Here is a 15,980-nt window from a genome sequence, read left to right on the forward strand (position 1 = left end):
GGAGACTGATGACTATCTTCCCTAAAATTTTAGCAACAATTTTATTACTAAGTAGCTTACTAATGCCTATGGTTGTTCAAGCAGAACAATATACCGCGACATTGGAAGTTGCGCCTACTCAATGTGTTGCAGTGAGGCAAGGTCAAGCTTGTTATGCTGATGTGAAGATTCATTGGCAATTAAACTTGGCAGGCGAATATTGTTTATATTCATCGCAGCAAAACGTTCCTTTAGAGTGTTGGAAAAACCAGCGTAGTGGACGTTGGGCAAATGAAATAAAGGCCTTTGAAGATGTGAAATTTTATTTATCTTTAAAACAAAGCCAACAGAAGCTAGCAACTGGAAAGTTAGAAGTTGCTTGGGTATATAAGAAAAACATTCGTAAAAATGCTATTTGGCGTATGTTTTAAAAAGGATGGATATGACAACCTCTGGTCACTTATTAATTGTTGAAGATGACGAAGCCTTGGCGCAGTGGATGAAGGACTATTTGCAGAGCAAGGGGTATCAGGTCAGTGTGCTGGGGCGAGGCGACGAAGCTGTTGATTTTATTTTATCAGAGCAGCCAGGTGTGGTTATTTTAGATGGTATGTTGCCAGGGTTAGATGGTAATGATGTATGCAATGCTGTTAGGCCAAAATTTACCAACGCAATTATAATGGTGACCGCTCGTGATGAAGAGTTCGACGAAGTGTTGGGTTTAGAAATGGGGGCCGATGACTATTTGACAAAGCCTGTACGCGCTAGGGCGTTACTGACGCGTATAAAAAAATATTTAACTAAACAACAATGCAATGATGGCGGACAAAAAGGCGATTTAGACAAACAAACACAACGACTGGAGTTTCATAATTTAGTAGTTGATAAGCAAGCCATGGTGGTTTCGTTAGCGGGTGAAAAAGTTAAAGTCTCGTCAAATGAATTTGAAGTGCTTTGGCTGCTTGCTCAACGGGCAGGGCAGCTAGTTACTCGAGAGCAATTGGTTGAAGAGCTTAGAGGCTTTGAATATGACGGCTTTGATCGCTCGATAGATTTACGCATATCTCGTCTTAGAAAGAAACTGGGTGATGACCCAAGTGAACCATACCGGATAAAAACTATCTGGGGTAAAGGTTACTTATTTGCTAAGGATGCATGGTAAATGCGTACGCTTCCAGCATCTCTTGTTATTGTAATTTTGGTTGCCACAATTGGTTTGGGGTGGTTATTTGACAATATCTATCAGGCATACATAGGTGAAGAACTTGAGAGCCGACAGGTGTTAACTGACATTGAAGTTATTGGTCAGTCAATTGCACGTAATATTGATGGTCAACCTTATCAGCAAGGTTTTGTTAGTAATTGGTCATCGCAACAAGGTATTCACTTATCACAACTTGCAATGGCAGATTTGTCATTACCTATAAACTTGCAAAGCTCGCTGGCAAGCGGCCAACCACTGTTACTTGAAAGTGCTAGTGGTGTGTCATATCACTTTTATTTACCAATTAGCGAACAAGTGTTAATTCTTAAACATGCCAATAATATTCAAAAGCAAGTCGAGTCGACAAGCGGATATTGGTTTACTGGTATGTTTTATTTTATTTTACTCCTGCTGACGTTGGCTTGGGTAATGCCGTTAATTAATCGATTAGTTGTGCTACGAAGTTCAACTAAACGTTTAGGTAAAGGTGATTTAACCGAACGCGTCAAGCCGGGCGGTTTTAGCTATATCAAAGACATCGAAATTGAATTTAACCGCATGGCAGAGCGCATTGAATCCTTAGTGGCTGATATGAAGTTGCTTACTAGTGCGGTATCTCACGACCTAAGAACGCCTTTAGCGCGAATTCGCTTTGGTGTCGACACTTTAGCTGAAGAAGATGACGCACAATTGCAGAAAAACTATATCGAGCGCATAGGGAATGACGTTGATGAAATGACTAATTTGGTTGAAGTGCTATTACAATACGCCAGATTAGAGCAAAACCTTGAAGAGCTAGAAAAACAGCCTGTAGATTTAAATAAAACTGTTGAGACCTGCCTGAAACGTAGGTCAAATGAAAAAGCAAATATCGCGTTTGAATCGCAACCGAAGCCTATAGTAGTCAATGGTAATGAGCCATTTCTTTTAATGCTAATTAACAACGTCGTTCAAAATGCTGTTAAGTACGGCAGTGGTGATGTTTTAATAAGCGCTAAGCAATCTGAACAAAAAATCCAACTTTGTATTGAAGATAATGGTTTAGGGATAAGTCCACAGGAAGCTAAACAAATTTTTAAACCATTTATTCGCGGTCAGCAGCAATCAAATAGCAAAGGTTATGGTATTGGCCTTGCTGCTGTTAAGCGAATTGCTGACTGGCATGGCGCGTCTATATCTGTAGAAAGCTCTGAGCATTTAGGCGGTGCCAAGTTTGTATTGAGCTTTTCAGTTTAGTTGCAATCAAGTTTAATATTCACAAACATTATTCTCGGCAATTGTTTGAGCCGCTATTTGCCCTAGGAATTGTTGAGTCTGCTCACTAACATTTAGTGATTCAATATGAGGAACCAGGTCGGCAGAGTAACCTGTGATCACCTGAAAAAGTACTAACGATGTGAGTACTGTCCCTGTTGTTGCCGCGTGGTTTCCGTCTCCTGAATGATATTTAAGACTCGGATCCAATGAAATCGCTTTATCCCAGGCTAGACCCACAGGGCTTACGCAGCTTGCTTCATTCAAAGCGATACTCTCATGAATGTCATGTACGCGCTGTCCTTCTGTTATGTTTCCGGCTTGCGGGTGCTCAGGGAATAATATGGGGGTCACGTTATGATGTTTTGCCATTCTTATCCACGTTTGTGCGGCGGTTGTAGGATAGTCGATAGCGCCGCTTTGCGAATATTTTTGAGCTTGAAGAATTAAATGACTCCAAGATTCGTTTCTCAATAAATTCACCGAGCGAGAATCTCTAATCCGTTCAGCAAGGTAATCGTTGCCGGGCGCAGTCTCAACTTCTATTGTTTTATCAGGCATTGTGGTTTCAACCATTGCCTTTATCTTATTTGGAATGCCGCCAATATGACTGTTTCCAAAAAATAATACTTTAAAATCTGCCACTTGCTGGTTGTTCGGAATTGGCAAGTTAGCGTCGTAGTCACTTAATTTTGGTAGTGAAGAGCTGGTGGATTTATCGGCTTGTTCTTCTGGAGAAACCGAGCCGGAAGAATTACAGCCCGATAGGCCAATAATCAAGGCTAGCGAAAAGCAAAAAGTGTTCAAGTTTGTTTGCATATTATTCTAGTTTTTAATTTACCCAATTCAATAAATAACAAAATTACATAAATAAATCATAATATTGGTGTAAAAGGCCGGATCTTTGGGGTAAGTGGTATTATTTTGTTGATAGAAGAGTCTACACGCTAAATTTACTTCATAGATTTGCTATGTTTTTTTTAGCGGATTATGCTGGGCTACATCTAAAAAGCAGTTAGCAATATGAGTAAATATGTCCCAATATCCAATAGGTACTCCAGGTCAGAAATGGGGAACAAATGAAAAGCTTCAATGGTTGAATCAACAAAAAATTAAACGTTCGTACCGCACTGAGGTTGTTGAAAAAATTGAGGCGTTGTCAACTTGTGCGAAGGTGTCACAGTATGGTGAGTTAAAATACTCGGTAGGTGATTACCCATTGTTGTCTATTAGTGGGCTTGAATGGGATGACAATAAACCGACAATATTAATTACTGGCGGTGTACATGGCTATGAAACAAGTGGTGTTCAAGGGGCTATTCGTTTTGCACAAACTAAGCTGGCACATTACAGTCAATATTTTAATATCGTAATAACGCCATGCATAAGCCCTTGGGGTTATGAAACAATTAATCGTTGGAACCCTGAAGCGATTGACCCGAATCGTAGCTTTTATGCTGATAGTCCAGCACAAGAGTCAGCGGCTGTAATGACTCATGTTGCGCAACTAGCAAAAGTTATATTTGCACATATAGATCTTCATGAAACTACCGATACTGATAATTCAGAGTTTCGACTGGCACTTGCAGCAAGAGAAGGTATAGTGCAAACAAATTGGAATATACCCGATGGTTTTTATTTGGTGGGCGATACAGAAAATCCACAAGCAGAATTTCAAAAAGCTATGATTGATGCGGTTTCAACAGTAACGCACATTGCGCCACCTGATGAAAATGGCCAAATTATCGGTGCACCACTAGAGCAAAAAGGTGTCATTAATTATGCGTATAAAGCACTGGGTTTATGTGCAGGTTTAAGCGATGCAAAATATGCTACGACTACTGAGGTTTATCCAGACAGTCCTAAGTCGGACGATGAAAATTGCATTTTAGCGCAAGTAGCGTCTATCGTTGGTGGCTTAGAATACATAATTGCGAAAGAAGGTTTATAACCGATATTAGTAGACCTGTTTTCAAGTAAAAAAGACTAGCGCAATATCACTGGCTCTAGTCTTTTTTCCGCATTGTTCATGACTACATTCGTGGTAGCCACATACTCATGGTCGCTGCAACAATTCCGCCTATAGTCATAAGTGCAAGTATCGACATTGTTGTTGCCATCATAAATTTAGCGCCGTTAGCCGTTGACTCTGCTGCCTTGAAATATAGCTCAGCAAATATCAGTGGTACAATAAACTGCGCAAACCCTAAGAAAGTTAAAAATGGACCTTCAAATGTTTTAGGATCAAATCCCACTGGTGCTTGATGTATCATCAACCAAAGCATTAACCCAACGCGGAAAAACCACACGCCGCCCATAACTAAAAACAATCTAATTGCCCACTTGAGGTGAACTTTTATATTTCTTGCAATAGCATTTTTTACTGCCATAAAGGCAAAAAGCAGAATGAGCAAGGCATTAATACTAATACTATACTTCCCAATATCAGCGCCCGCCACACCACGTGTCCAAACCATGAATAGACCTCCAATAGCTAAGATAAATGCTGTTAATATATAAACGCGGCCATTGATTCGGTGAAACTTAGGTACTTTGTTACGTATAGTTGGAATTAGCTGAAGCGGTCCGCCAACTAGAACAATAAGCGCAAGAAACAGGTGCACTGCTACGGCTAAATTGCCAATTAAGTCGCCTTCTACATAGCCGTGTGGCATTACTTTATTCCATTGGGCGATATCGCCATTAAATGTCGCACCACCATAAAAAACTAATACGTAGCTAGCAAATATCCACTGACCAACGACAGTAGTAGCGAACCAAAATTTGGTAGATGCAGAAAGCAGGGCTTTGGCAGAAAGCTTTGTTGTAATCTGTGAGTTTAAAATGACTTCAGCCATAGGTATCTTCTTATATATGTTAATATTGAGAGAGATATAGCAGCCCTTGTGCCATTATTTAAGTTGTTGATAAACATAGCGTATATGATTTTTTTAATGTACGTCCCCTGGCGTGTTCACCAAATATTAGCGAAATGCACCAGAGCAATTGGTCACTATGATAAAAAATGATCTAGAGTTTCTAGGTCAACTTAGATATTGTATACACGTTAGTTGTTTACGTATTTAGGGAAGCAGGATGTCATCGGATGTAGTCGTATTATTGATTGTTTTAATTGTATGTTTTGTGATTTTTAGAAAACTAAATAAATCCAAAACTAGGGAAACAACAGTAGTTTCAGCAGGCAAAAATAAAGTAAATTATGCGACTAAACAGGCAATTGAATCTCAACGTAAACAAAGACAAGTTGCATCTGAGGTTACTACTGGCGCAGAACAGGAAGAACTTCCCGTACCCAAAGAATTTTTAGATTTTTCACTCTCGTCATATAAGGCACTAACAAGTGCCCATTCTGCAGAAATTGAAGCTATGTTAGCTGATTTTAGTAAACCTCATCCGTTAATGTTGAAGTTAACCAGTGGCATTTTTGAGCAAAAAGAATTGTCGGAACTTATTAAGTCCGATCCAGATATTACGGCGAAAATATTAACGGTCGTTAATTCTTCACAGTTCTCATTACAACAGCCGATTAAAGATATTAATCATGCAATTATATTTCTGGGTGTGACTCAGGTTAAAAATATAGCGTTGCAATTTGCCATGCAAAATAGTGTTGAATTTAGTCATCCAGCACAAGCTAAAGCTTACCAAAAAATTTGGTCAGCAAGTTATTTGGCGAGTCAACTAGCTTTATTACTTAGTAAAAGTCTAGGCAAAGAAAATGCGTCTGAGCTTTCTACACTATGTTTGCTATTGTATTTAGGTGATCTGGTATTATTGTCTGCTAAGCCGGAATTAGCCGAAAACTATTTAGCAAAAAATAGTTTCTTCAAGCGTTTAGGTAATACTCAAAATATCGCTAAAACTAACGCAGCAGTAGTAGGTTATATGCTAGCAAAAGTTTGGAAATTACCAACAACTATGGCTGAGGATATGCGTTATCAATACCGTCCATTTACAAACAGCTTAGCATCAGCAAAACTTGAAGAAGAGCAGGTTAAAGATTTAATGCTGTGTTACATCGTTTGTCGCTTAAGTGACTTAGTAGTTTTTCAAGGACATGCAGAAGGTATTTCTTTTGAAGCGCTTGATTTTAAAAAGTCTAATAACCTAGAGTTTTATCATTTAGCTAAAAATGTTAGCGCTGATAGACTGTCTGAAATAGCAAAAGAATTACAGGCGAACAATTTCACGGTCAAAGCTAGAGAGCTTATTGCAAGAGCTGTAACTAGTTAAGATATTTTGAACAAGCTATTAATTTATTTGGCCAAAAATTAGTTATTAACTAATAAATTATTGAGAAAGTTAGTATCTTCTATTACTTGCTGTGCGTACGATTTACAGTGCTCAATAAGTATGTTTTTTTGTTCTGGTAAGCAATCAACCGTAGTTTGTTCAAATAAAGTAGAGCGCCTATCACCTCGACAATGTGCTAACGCTAGAGCGACTCCACAAGTTTTTGCGTAGTCGATTAAACCACCTAGCGCTACAGCTTTCTTGCCTAAGCCGATTTGTTCGGGGTTTATCCCTAATTTTGCATGGTGTCTTGAACGAATCAACCAATGACTAGCTTTCCACTCTACCTCATCTAATACTAAGTCGGGACTCCGTTGCATTCTACGCTGACAATTTGCCGTTAAATGGGCGGCATTAAGTTGGTTTACTGGTGAAAGTTCTTCAAAGTAATAAAGTGGTGCAGCTTTTCGTTGTTGTTTTACTTCAACGACATGGCAAAGGTTTAATTGGTTGGAGGGATTTTGTTTAGGCCCAACTAACAAGTAGTATCTCGACATATTCACCGAACCCGTACCTGCATTTATTCTCAACACGATATCGTGAATATGATCATCGACATAAGGTCTAAATGTTGCGTTTATCCCTTCATATTCATCTTTGCTGAGCGCTACAAATTTTTCTGCGTTGTCAATAAATGTTATTCGGTTGCCTGTGATTTTTATTGCTTTAGCTAAAGCACTTTTCGTCAAAAAATCTTTTCCGAAGGCACTGCGTTGCGAAGCTTTCATCAACGGCTTATGCAAAATATGTTCAGTTTGGAAAGTAGATAACGCCTTATATCGGTAAGATTCGTCATCGATACAAGCTTGGCAAGTGGCAATATAGTCATTTAAAAAGGCGGAAGCTGCTTCTTGGGCGTGGGGCTTAGTTGCTAATTGCTTATTACTATAGTCCTTTTTACTTTCAATCTGATTGGCCTTTACTAATTTACAGTGCTCAATCGCTAAGAATAAGCTAGTGATAAATCGAGCGAGATCCCAGGCAGCAGGTGCTATGCAGGCATCGTCGAAATCATTTGGGCTAAATATTACTTTATCACCATGTGAGCCTTCCTCCGTTAAAAATCCAAAATTAGACGTATGGCAATCTCCGATAATGGTTGTGTTGGGAATGCAGTTTAACGCGTCAGGTATAACTAAGTTGCCAGCCTTGATATCCGCGTAAAACAACGGTGCAGAACCACGAAAAAAGATAAAAGGACTTGTTGCCATTTTTTTATGTTTGGCGATTCCTTCATTGATATTCACTTGGTCTACGTTTGATAAACACTGAACGATAAAATTTGCTCTATCCATGTAAACTCCCCGTCTATGAGCACTAAAGTTTAGCGACCAAATATTACCTTCTTCAACTTTATTTTAACCGAGCGCCAATGTGTAAGCGGTATCTTAGGTGCCAAATCAAATATATGTTGGTAATCGCTTTCGTCAGGGTGCACTTCACCGCCGTGAGCGAGAATAACTGAATTAGGAGCTAGCTCTTTTATTCTAGATAAAGATTCTTGATATCTATTTGGATAAAACAAAGGAAACGGTGGAATGTAGCGACCTCTTACGGTAACCATTAAATCAGCAACATATACTTTGTGAGAAGGGGTGTGAAGCAGTGATATATCTCTGTCCGTATGTCCTTGAGTAAAGAGCACTTGCCAATCCTCAAAGTTAGGTAATAGCTCACCGTCATTTAATTTGATATCAGGTGAAAGCTTTGGGTTATACCAAAGGTTGGTTTTCTTTTTTCCTTTGCGTTGTCCAACCCAATTCGCTAAAGCAATATCTGTTAAGTGCATTAACTTTCCATCAATGCCACTATACCAATGGCCTGTAACATTTGCTGAAGCAACTTTACAACCGGTCAGCTTTCTTAATTTGTGTGCAGCTCCCGCATGGTCAGGGTGCATATGTGTAACAACAACTAATTTTAATGCAGATAACGGTAACTTAAGGTCAGCTTGGATATAGTGAGAAATTAGTTTTACATCAGCTCGACAGCAACCGTCGAGTAGCAATAATCGCTCACCTTGCCTAACTAAGTAAATCGATTGAATATAACCAGATAACTCAATTAATTGGGTATCTGGACTAAGTTGTTTAATATGTTCTGCGGACATTGCTATTTATAAATAAAAACTTCTTTAGTCATTATTAACCTAATTAAAATAAGACTTCAATGTCTGGTCGGACTTCTTTGCTATTTTAGACGACCTCTATTACCTCTTTGTTTATTTTTGTCTATCTTTGCCAGCAGCACTTGTTCAATATCGATACCTTGCCAATGCGCTAAGTCGATTACACGCAATACGATATCAGCAAGTTCTTCACCAAAGTGTTCTGTAGGCTTTTCTCCACGACATTCATTTATGGCTTCGCCAACTTCAGATGCGACTAGCGCTAACGCTTCCAATGGTGTTTTGTTATGCCAACCCATCTCTTCCACCCATTCGAAGTGTTGCTGTGCTATGTCATTTAATTGCATGTTGTAATCCCGTCGTTAACTGATAATGTAAACACTATCAGTTATTTAATTGTTGATACAGAGTATCACCTTGAAACAAAAAATAGTTGGCTATCAACAAGATGATGAACAACACTGGGTAGCAAAGCTAGTCTGTGGTCACAATCAGCACGTACGTCATAACCCTCCTTGGACGAAGAGAGATTGGGTTGTCACCGAAAGTGGTCGAGAAAAGATGTTAGGTTTCGAATTAAATTGCGTTAAGTGTGAACAGGGCGCCGTTCGAGACTGGTTTTAAAAGATAAAAAATTTGAGCACAACATAATGAAAAAAATTAAGAATGAAAAAGAATTATTAAAAAAAGCACTTACTATTGGTGAAGGATATGCAACAAAACGTGGCTATAAGACATTTAAATCAACAGATTCACATGATGCCAAAATTGAATGTATTTATCGACTATTGGTCAATGACAAGTTAGTTATTCCGCTGCCAGAACACGAAGAGAACTTACTCAATATAAAGAAGCGTTTGGTTAAGTGGATCATGAATCAACTTCCAGCCAATCACCCGTTACTTCAATAGTCTGTAATGATAAATACACCCATTTGGAATGAGCCTGCTTGGTGTCAGTCAGTACTTGGAAAAAGTATCGAGCTGTATGCAAGTGAAGATCCTGAAAAGTTAGCAGAAAAAAAACCTATAATCTTTATTGGAGGGATGCATGGTGACGAACCAGAAGGTGTATTACTTGCTGAACAATGGCTTAATTGGCTGAAAAATCATGATAGTGATAAATTTAAGCCATGGATATTAGTCACTTGTATAAATCCGGACGGCTACCAATTAAATGAACGAACTAATGGGCGTGGTGTTGATTTAAATAGAAATTTTCCATCAAAATGCTGGATTACCGATTGTGAAGAATCAAGGTATTACCCAGGCGACTCTCCAGCTTCGGAACCTGAAGTTGCAGCACTTGTTGAACTGATTAATAAAACAAGCCCAAGCTTAATTGTTCATTTTCATAGTTGGCAGCCTTCTATTGTTTACTCAAATGAAAAAGGTAAATGGGCGGCTAAACTATTAGCGCAATGCTCAGGTTATGAACTACAGCCTGATATTGGCTACCCAACGCAAGGTAGTTTAGGTGAATATGGTGCCAATGATCTCGATATTCAAGTGATTTGTATTGAAGAGCTGGAAGGCCAAAAGCTAGCGACTATTTTTCCTAGATTTAAACAAGGCTTAATTGAAATAGTTAGCAGTAAAACTTAGTGGATATGACTAATTTACGAGCAAAAATACCAAGTTAATTAAAGGGTTTCGCTTTAAGTTTTTGATTATTAGGCTCTTTATTTTTTGGCGTGGTTATTGCTGAACTCTATGATTATATTAAAAACAAGGAATTGTAATGCCTGTAACAATAGAAGATAGACCAACTCAAGCTGTAAGAGATGAAGTTGTAGATAAGCTTATTATGAATTACAGCCATGGACATTTGTCATACGAAGCGTTTGAGCGCCGTTTAGATATTGCTATGGAAAGCCAAGACAATATAGAAATAGCCAAGCAAGCCGAAGATTTAGATTTAGTCGTCGATAAAGCTTATGTTGAGTCTAAGAAAAAAAGCATGTTCTATACCAGTGAAGGTGCGGACAGCGAAGACAGAGATACGTTAGTACATATATTTAGTGGCAGTGAACGTAAAGGTGTATGGAAAGTTGCTAAAGAAATTAGAGTCTTCAGTATTTTTTCAGGTGCCGAAATCGATTTTTCTGAAGCATTGTTTGGGCATAAAACTACTACGATTAAAGTATTTAGTTTATTTAGCGGTGACGATATTTATGTACCTGAAAATATTAATGTCGTTTCGAAAGTATTTTGTATTTTTGGCGGCGTAGAGAACAAAGCGCCATGTTTAGCTGATCAAAATTCGCCAACATTAGTGATCGAAGGTTTTGCTATCTTCAGCGGGATAGATATAAAAATTAAACAATCGTTAAAAGAGCGATTTGTTGCTTTTGCTGATAATTTGAAGAAGATGTTTAATTAGCGTTTGCTGATTAAACATCATATATTTTGTTACAACTTAACAAAGGCATAATTAGCAAGATCCAATATTTTGTCTAGTATTAAGCATGAAGCTCAAAATGAGCTTAATCTTAAGGACTTAACGAAATGGAATATTCTACTGCTAAGGCGATCCGCCAAATTAAACTTCATAATGATAAAAAAGTAAGCATCAATGGTAAGCATTCATGCCCACTGCAGGCGATGGCTTTTGCATTTCAATATCACACATTAGATATTAATGAATCGACCACGGAAATGAAAGTGACCGGTCGAGATAAAGTGAAAGTTAACGAAGCCTTCCTGATAAAATAGCCTAAGAGGCTAGCAAGCTTTGTGCGTATTGTACGACTTGCATAGAAATTCGCTTGTAAACGCCTTGCTCTAAAATCCAGCTATGCCAGTAAAGCTTTTGTACCAAAGAATTTTCAGGCGAAATATTGACCAAAGTACCTGAGAGTAAATGCTCCTTGGCTTGTGTCATCGGAAGTAGGGTATATGCATTACCAGCGATTGCTAGGTTGACAAAAGCTTCTGAGGATCTCACTCGGTGACAGGGGTATTCGCCTGCGGCTAAGTTGTACTTTTGCCAGATATAAAGGCTGTGCATGTTGTCATTTGCATCAAAGTCTACAGAGGGTGCAACTCTTAACGCATCTTTGGTGAGTCCGTTACTAAAATATTTCTGCTGAAACTCTGGGCTCGCACATAAGATATAATCCAACTCTCCAAGGTATTGGCTTTTACAGCCTGATACCGACTTTTCCTGGCTACTTACGGCACCAAATACTTTTCCTTTTGAAAGTAGTGACTGTGTATCTTGCTCGTTGGCGACATGTAAATCTAATTCAATATTGGTTTTCTTAAGTAATGGAGATATCGCTGGTATAAACCAACTCGCTAATGTGTCGGCATTTAATGCAATAGCAATTTTAATCTTTTGCTGAGCTTGTTCTGGAAAAATATCATTAACTAATTGGTGTTGTAAAAGGCTCACCTCTTTAAAGTGTTTAAGTAATTTTTGACCGACATCAGTTAGTGTTAGTGGCGTGGTGCGAATGATGACCGGTTGAGCAACTAATAACTCTAATTGTTTGATTCGTTGTGAAATTGCTGACTGGGTTATAGCAAGTTTGCTTGCCGCACGTTCAAAACTTTGCTCACTCATTACCGCCTCTAACGCCGTTAGCAATTTGTAGTCTATCGGGTATCTCATTATTTTCACTGTCATTTAATAAGTTTAACTTATGTAATATTAAAATTATTAATTTTACTTATCAATGTTCGACGTTTAATTTATGCGTTAGTAAATATTCAGACAATGTAATTGGAGGCGATGATGATACTGACAATAGCGAAAGGTTTTATTATAGGTGCAGGTATGATTATTCCAATCGGTGCGCAAAACTCCTATATTTTAAGTCGAGCAATTAATAAAAATCATCACTTAATCGCTGCGACAATCTGTATTCTTTGTGATTTCGCTCTTATGTCGTTAGGGGTTTTTGGTGGTGGGGCTTTGGTGGCAAGCAATGAATTCTTATACCAACTAATTACTTGGGCAGGTGTGGTTTTTTTAACTATTTATGGTGGAATGTTTTTCAGAGACTTTTGGCAAGCCCAATTAGGTAGTGTTACAGAGAAACGTCAATTGAGTACACGAAAGGTGGTTATTTTTACGACCCTTGCCGTTACGTTACTTAATCCTCACGTATATCTAGATACGGTAGTGATCATTGGTAGCATTAGCGGGCAATTTCAAGAACAAGAAAAGTGGTTATTTTTATTCGGTACTATGTTGGCGTCATTAAGCTGGTTTTATGCGTTATCATTAGCTGCAGCTAGAATGTCACCTTGGTTAAGCCAAGATAAAGTCCAACGTGGTATAAACCTCATGGTGGCACTGATCATGTGGCTTATTGCAATATCATTAGTTATTTCTTTAGGATAAAAAAAAGCCCAGCGTAAAGCTGGGCAAAAAAACAGGGAAAACATGTATGAGTAGAGCTTATTCAGGTTTTCCTTCTAATAAGCTTTTACCGTTAATAGCAATTTTTCTTGGTTTTAAGGCTTCTGGTATCTCTCTTTCTAAATCAACATGTAGTAATCCATTTTCCATAAAGGCACCAATAACTTTAACATGGTCGCCTAATTGAAATTTACGTTCAAAGTTACGTTCCGCAATACCTTGATGTAAGAATTTTCTTTCACCTTTCTCAGCGTCTGTAGTTTTAGTGCCGGTGATGATCAAATTGTTCTGCTTTGATTCAATATCAAGCTCTGTTTCTGCAAAGCCTGCTACCGCCATAGTTATACGGTACTTATCGTCTGCAATTAACTCGACGTTGTATGGTGGGTAAGATGATTGTTTTTCTGTGCGAGCCGCTTTATCCATAAGACCTGCAAGGTGGTCAAAACCGATAAAAGAACGATAAAGTGGGCTGAAATCTGTAGATGTACGCATAATTCATATCCTATAGCTTATTAGCAATATGTAATGCTTAACGTTAATAAAACTTATTGTATGGCACCGATAAACGCGAACCGTATTTTAAGTTTCATTTTATTAAGCGTGCCTTTCATTTAGAACAGGCGGTTAATGTTATGTAGACCCTTTATGGCGACTACGTAATTAGATATGAGGTGGACTTGAAAAATTTCAAGGAATAAAATTAAATAATTTTTAATTTTTTTGTAAGGTCATGAAAAATAAAGTTAAAAAAAGGAGCTGAAAGCTCCTTTTCAAGGTGAAACAGCTAGTGGTTAACTGTTATTCTCTACTTGTTTACTTTCTTCTAAAGGTGGTTTCTCACTAATTTCACTGGTATTTAATGCTTTAATGGTTGCTAATGCATTTTCATAGTTTGGATGCTGTGAAATGTCTGGTACTAGCTCCTTGTATGCCACCTTTCCTTGCTCATCAATAATAAAGATTGCTCGTGTAAGTAGACCCATATCTTTAATTAACAAGCCGTATTTTGCACCAAAATCGCGCCAAACGGCGTCTGATAATACTTTGATTTTGTCTATATCCTCTACTTTGCAGAAGCGTTTTTGTGCAAACGGCAAATCGTTACTGATGGTGAGCATCACGACATTTTTGGGTAAATTTTCTACCTCTTCATTAAAGCGTTTCGTTTGTAATGAGCAGACACCAGTATCTAAACTAGGTACAACTGAAATTAATACAGTTTTATGCTTAAAGTCGATTAATTGAACGGGAGAAAACGTATCATTAACTACTTTAAAATTTGGTGCAGTTTCACCCTCAGCTACTTGGTTTCCAAGTAAGGTGACATACTTGTTACCTGCCTTAACCAAGTTGTCAGTTTCTGTGAGGGAGCCTTGTTCAAGTGAAATGGCAAAGCTGTTGTAAGCTAAACCTAAATTTAACGCGCTAGCTAATAGTAAAGTTGAAATTTTCATATATAGTGTAATTAAAGAAGGTCATTAATTTAATAAGCTTAACGTTGTCGCATAGAAAATGCTAATAGTAAGCTAATGTTCGTGTTATTTTATTGATTAATTTAGATAAACTTGAATAATTGGCTGATTCTTCAGCTATAATCCAATTGTAGAATTTAGGTCAGAGGTAGTTCACAAATAATGTCAACTCGATTACTCATATGTGATGACTCTAATATGGCGCGAAAGCAAGTCGCCAGATCTTTGCCTGATGACTGGGATGTTGAAATTAGCTTTGCGACTAATGGTCAGGAAGCTATCGAGGCAATTAAAGCAGGTAAGGGTGATGTACTTTTACTTGATTTAAATATGCCTGTAATGGACGGCTATGAAGTATTAGAAAATATAGTTAAACAAGACTTACCCACACTAACCGTGGTTATCTCTGGTGATATTCAGCCGGAAGCTCATCAGCGGGTGACAAGCTTAGGAGCGTTAGACTTTATTAAAAAGCCAGTTAATAAAGAGAACCTAACGGAAATATTACTTAGCTATGGTATTTTTACTAAGGATGACTTGGTCAATGTTGCTTCTTCTGAGGAAGTAATACCAGATGTATCCGAAAAAGTTTCATTACCTAAAGTCGAACAAATAGCACCAAAGGCTGAAGTCGTAAAAGACAAAACTGCTGAACCTATGGTGCTTGAACCTGACATGAGAGATTGCTACCAAGAAATAGCTAATGTTGCTATGGGGAGAGCAGGTGACCTGCTTGCTCGGTTGCTTGATGTTTTTGTTTTGCTTCCTATACCTAACGTTAATTTAATAGAAGTTAGTGAACTTAGTATGGCACTGAGTTCTGTTGCCGCTAATGACACAACTTCAGGTGTATGTCAGGGCTTTATAGGAGCAGGGATTAGTGGCGAAGCATTACTAATATTAAATGATTCAAGCTTTAAAGATATTGCAGCTTTGATGAATTATGATCAAGAGATTGATGAAAGCGCAGAGCTAGAATTATTAATGGACATGGCAAACACCTTAATTGGTGCCTGTTTAAGCGGGGTATCCGAGCAGCTAGATATGACCTTTAGTCAAGGGCACCCCGTAGTTTTAGGGCAGCATAGGAAAATTAAAGACCTTATTGCCACTAACTCCTCCAAGTGGCGTCAAACTTTAGCTATAGAAATTAGTTACAACATCGAAAATTATGCGATTAAGTGTGATCTGTTGTTATTGTTTACTGAAGAGTCTATGCGCACGTTAAACAATAAAATTAGCTATTTACTGGATTAAT

Annotated in this window: 20 protein-coding genes; 12 read left to right on the forward strand and 8 right to left on the reverse strand. The window is 38.1% G+C overall.

Features of this window, described 5'->3' with window-relative positions:
- Positions 1 to 8: 8 nt before the first annotated feature.
- The 3 genes from HII17_RS06330 to HII17_RS06340 are packed head-to-tail and all read left to right on the forward strand — an operon-like array spanning position 9 to position 2,419.
- Positions 9 to 410, forward strand: coding sequence for a DUF3019 domain-containing protein (locus tag HII17_RS06330; protein ID WP_169074507.1), 402 nt, complete (start codon positions 9 to 11; stop codon positions 408 to 410).
- A gap of 5 nt (positions 411 to 415) precedes the next feature.
- Positions 416 to 1,141, forward strand: a complete 726-nt coding sequence (locus HII17_RS06335; protein WP_169074508.1) for a response regulator transcription factor — start codon at positions 416 to 418, stop codon at positions 1,139 to 1,141.
- A complete protein-coding gene (locus tag HII17_RS06340; RefSeq protein ID WP_169074509.1) occupies positions 1,142 to 2,419 on the forward strand; it encodes a sensor histidine kinase in 1,278 nt (425 codons plus the stop codon).
- A 12-nt stretch (positions 2,420 to 2,431) separates the two neighbouring features.
- On the opposite strand, the gene HII17_RS06345 is transcribed toward HII17_RS06340, so the two are convergent.
- Complete coding sequence (locus tag HII17_RS06345; RefSeq protein WP_169074510.1) at positions 2,432 to 3,244, reverse strand: hypothetical protein; 813 nt, start codon at positions 3,242 to 3,244, stop codon at positions 2,432 to 2,434.
- Between the two features lie 226 nt (positions 3,245 to 3,470).
- Here HII17_RS06345 and HII17_RS06350 point away from each other — a divergent pair, with 226 nt between their 5' ends.
- Entirely contained in the window at positions 3,471 to 4,388 is a 918-nt protein-coding gene (locus tag HII17_RS06350) for a M14 family metallopeptidase (protein ID WP_169074511.1), read from the forward strand.
- A gap of 82 nt (positions 4,389 to 4,470) precedes the next feature.
- Here the strand turns inward: HII17_RS06350 and HII17_RS06355 are convergent, their stop codons facing one another.
- Positions 4,471 to 5,295 (reverse strand): DUF2306 domain-containing protein, encoded by an 825-nt coding sequence (locus HII17_RS06355; RefSeq protein ID WP_169074512.1) that lies wholly within the window; start codon positions 5,293 to 5,295, stop codon positions 4,471 to 4,473.
- Positions 5,296 to 5,533: 238 nt separating this feature from the next.
- On the opposite strand from HII17_RS06355, the gene HII17_RS06360 reads away from it, so the two are divergent.
- Positions 5,534 to 6,691: an HDOD domain-containing protein gene (locus HII17_RS06360; protein ID WP_169074513.1), complete on the forward strand. Its 1,158-nt coding sequence runs from the start codon at positions 5,534 to 5,536 to the stop codon at positions 6,689 to 6,691.
- Between the two features lie 38 nt (positions 6,692 to 6,729).
- Here the strand turns inward: HII17_RS06360 and HII17_RS06365 are convergent, their stop codons facing one another.
- The 3 genes from HII17_RS06365 to HII17_RS06375 all read right to left on the reverse strand — a co-directional run bounded on the left by HII17_RS06365 (position 6,730) and on the right by HII17_RS06375 (position 9,226).
- Positions 6,730 to 8,046 (reverse strand): DUF2252 family protein, encoded by a 1,317-nt coding sequence (locus HII17_RS06365; RefSeq protein WP_169074514.1) that lies wholly within the window; start codon positions 8,044 to 8,046, stop codon positions 6,730 to 6,732.
- Positions 8,047 to 8,075: 29 nt separating this feature from the next.
- Positions 8,076 to 8,861, reverse strand: a complete 786-nt coding sequence (locus HII17_RS06370) for an MBL fold metallo-hydrolase (protein ID WP_169074515.1) — start codon at positions 8,859 to 8,861, stop codon at positions 8,076 to 8,078.
- An 80-nt stretch (positions 8,862 to 8,941) separates the two neighbouring features.
- Positions 8,942 to 9,226: a MazG nucleotide pyrophosphohydrolase domain-containing protein gene (locus HII17_RS06375; RefSeq protein WP_169074516.1), complete on the reverse strand. Its 285-nt coding sequence runs from the start codon at positions 9,224 to 9,226 to the stop codon at positions 8,942 to 8,944.
- 70 nt (positions 9,227 to 9,296) lie between these two features.
- On the opposite strand from HII17_RS06375, the gene HII17_RS06380 reads away from it, so the two are divergent.
- The 5 genes from HII17_RS06380 (at position 9,297) to HII17_RS06400 (ending at position 11,593) form a co-directional block, all read left to right on the forward strand.
- Positions 9,297 to 9,503: a DUF3565 domain-containing protein gene (locus tag HII17_RS06380; RefSeq protein ID WP_169074517.1), complete on the forward strand. Its 207-nt coding sequence runs from the start codon at positions 9,297 to 9,299 to the stop codon at positions 9,501 to 9,503.
- 26 nt (positions 9,504 to 9,529) lie between these two features.
- Positions 9,530 to 9,790, forward strand: coding sequence for a DUF5062 family protein (locus tag HII17_RS06385; RefSeq protein ID WP_169074518.1), 261 nt, complete (start codon positions 9,530 to 9,532; stop codon positions 9,788 to 9,790).
- Between the two features lie 6 nt (positions 9,791 to 9,796).
- Complete coding sequence (locus tag HII17_RS06390; protein WP_211185276.1) at positions 9,797 to 10,483, forward strand: DUF2817 domain-containing protein; 687 nt, start codon at positions 9,797 to 9,799, stop codon at positions 10,481 to 10,483.
- A 136-nt stretch (positions 10,484 to 10,619) separates the two neighbouring features.
- Complete coding sequence (locus HII17_RS06395; protein ID WP_169074519.1) at positions 10,620 to 11,261, forward strand: LiaF domain-containing protein; 642 nt, start codon at positions 10,620 to 10,622, stop codon at positions 11,259 to 11,261.
- Positions 11,262 to 11,386: 125 nt separating this feature from the next.
- On the forward strand, positions 11,387 to 11,593 hold the full coding sequence (locus tag HII17_RS06400; protein ID WP_169074520.1) for a hypothetical protein: 207 nt from the start codon (positions 11,387 to 11,389) through the stop codon (positions 11,591 to 11,593).
- Between the two features lies 1 nt (position 11,594).
- Here the strand turns inward: HII17_RS06400 and HII17_RS06405 are convergent, their stop codons facing one another.
- A complete protein-coding gene (locus HII17_RS06405) occupies positions 11,595 to 12,494 on the reverse strand; it encodes a LysR family transcriptional regulator ArgP (RefSeq protein ID WP_211185277.1) in 900 nt (299 codons plus the stop codon).
- A 120-nt stretch (positions 12,495 to 12,614) separates the two neighbouring features.
- Here HII17_RS06405 and HII17_RS06410 point away from each other — a divergent pair, with 120 nt between their 5' ends.
- Positions 12,615 to 13,229 (forward strand): LysE/ArgO family amino acid transporter, encoded by a 615-nt coding sequence (locus HII17_RS06410; protein ID WP_169074521.1) that lies wholly within the window; start codon positions 12,615 to 12,617, stop codon positions 13,227 to 13,229.
- Between the two features lie 57 nt (positions 13,230 to 13,286).
- On the opposite strand, the gene HII17_RS06415 is transcribed toward HII17_RS06410, so the two are convergent.
- Both HII17_RS06415 and tpx read right to left on the reverse strand, forming a co-directional pair.
- Entirely contained in the window at positions 13,287 to 13,742 is a 456-nt protein-coding gene (locus HII17_RS06415; protein WP_169074522.1) for an Hsp20 family protein, read from the reverse strand.
- A gap of 299 nt (positions 13,743 to 14,041) precedes the next feature.
- A complete protein-coding gene (tpx, locus tag HII17_RS06420; RefSeq protein WP_169074523.1) occupies positions 14,042 to 14,704 on the reverse strand; it encodes a thiol peroxidase in 663 nt (220 codons plus the stop codon).
- 180 nt (positions 14,705 to 14,884) lie between these two features.
- Here tpx and HII17_RS06425 point away from each other — a divergent pair, with 180 nt between their 5' ends.
- The gene (locus tag HII17_RS06425) at positions 14,885 to 15,979 is read left to right on the forward strand and encodes a response regulator (protein WP_169074524.1); all 1,095 of its coding nucleotides are present in this window, start codon (positions 14,885 to 14,887) and stop codon (positions 15,977 to 15,979) included.
- Position 15,980 lies beyond the last annotated feature (1 nt).

This window comes from Thalassotalea algicola, assembly GCF_012932965.1.
In the GTDB taxonomy this organism is placed as follows: Bacteria; Pseudomonadota; Gammaproteobacteria; order Enterobacterales; family Alteromonadaceae; genus Thalassotalea_F; species Thalassotalea_F algicola.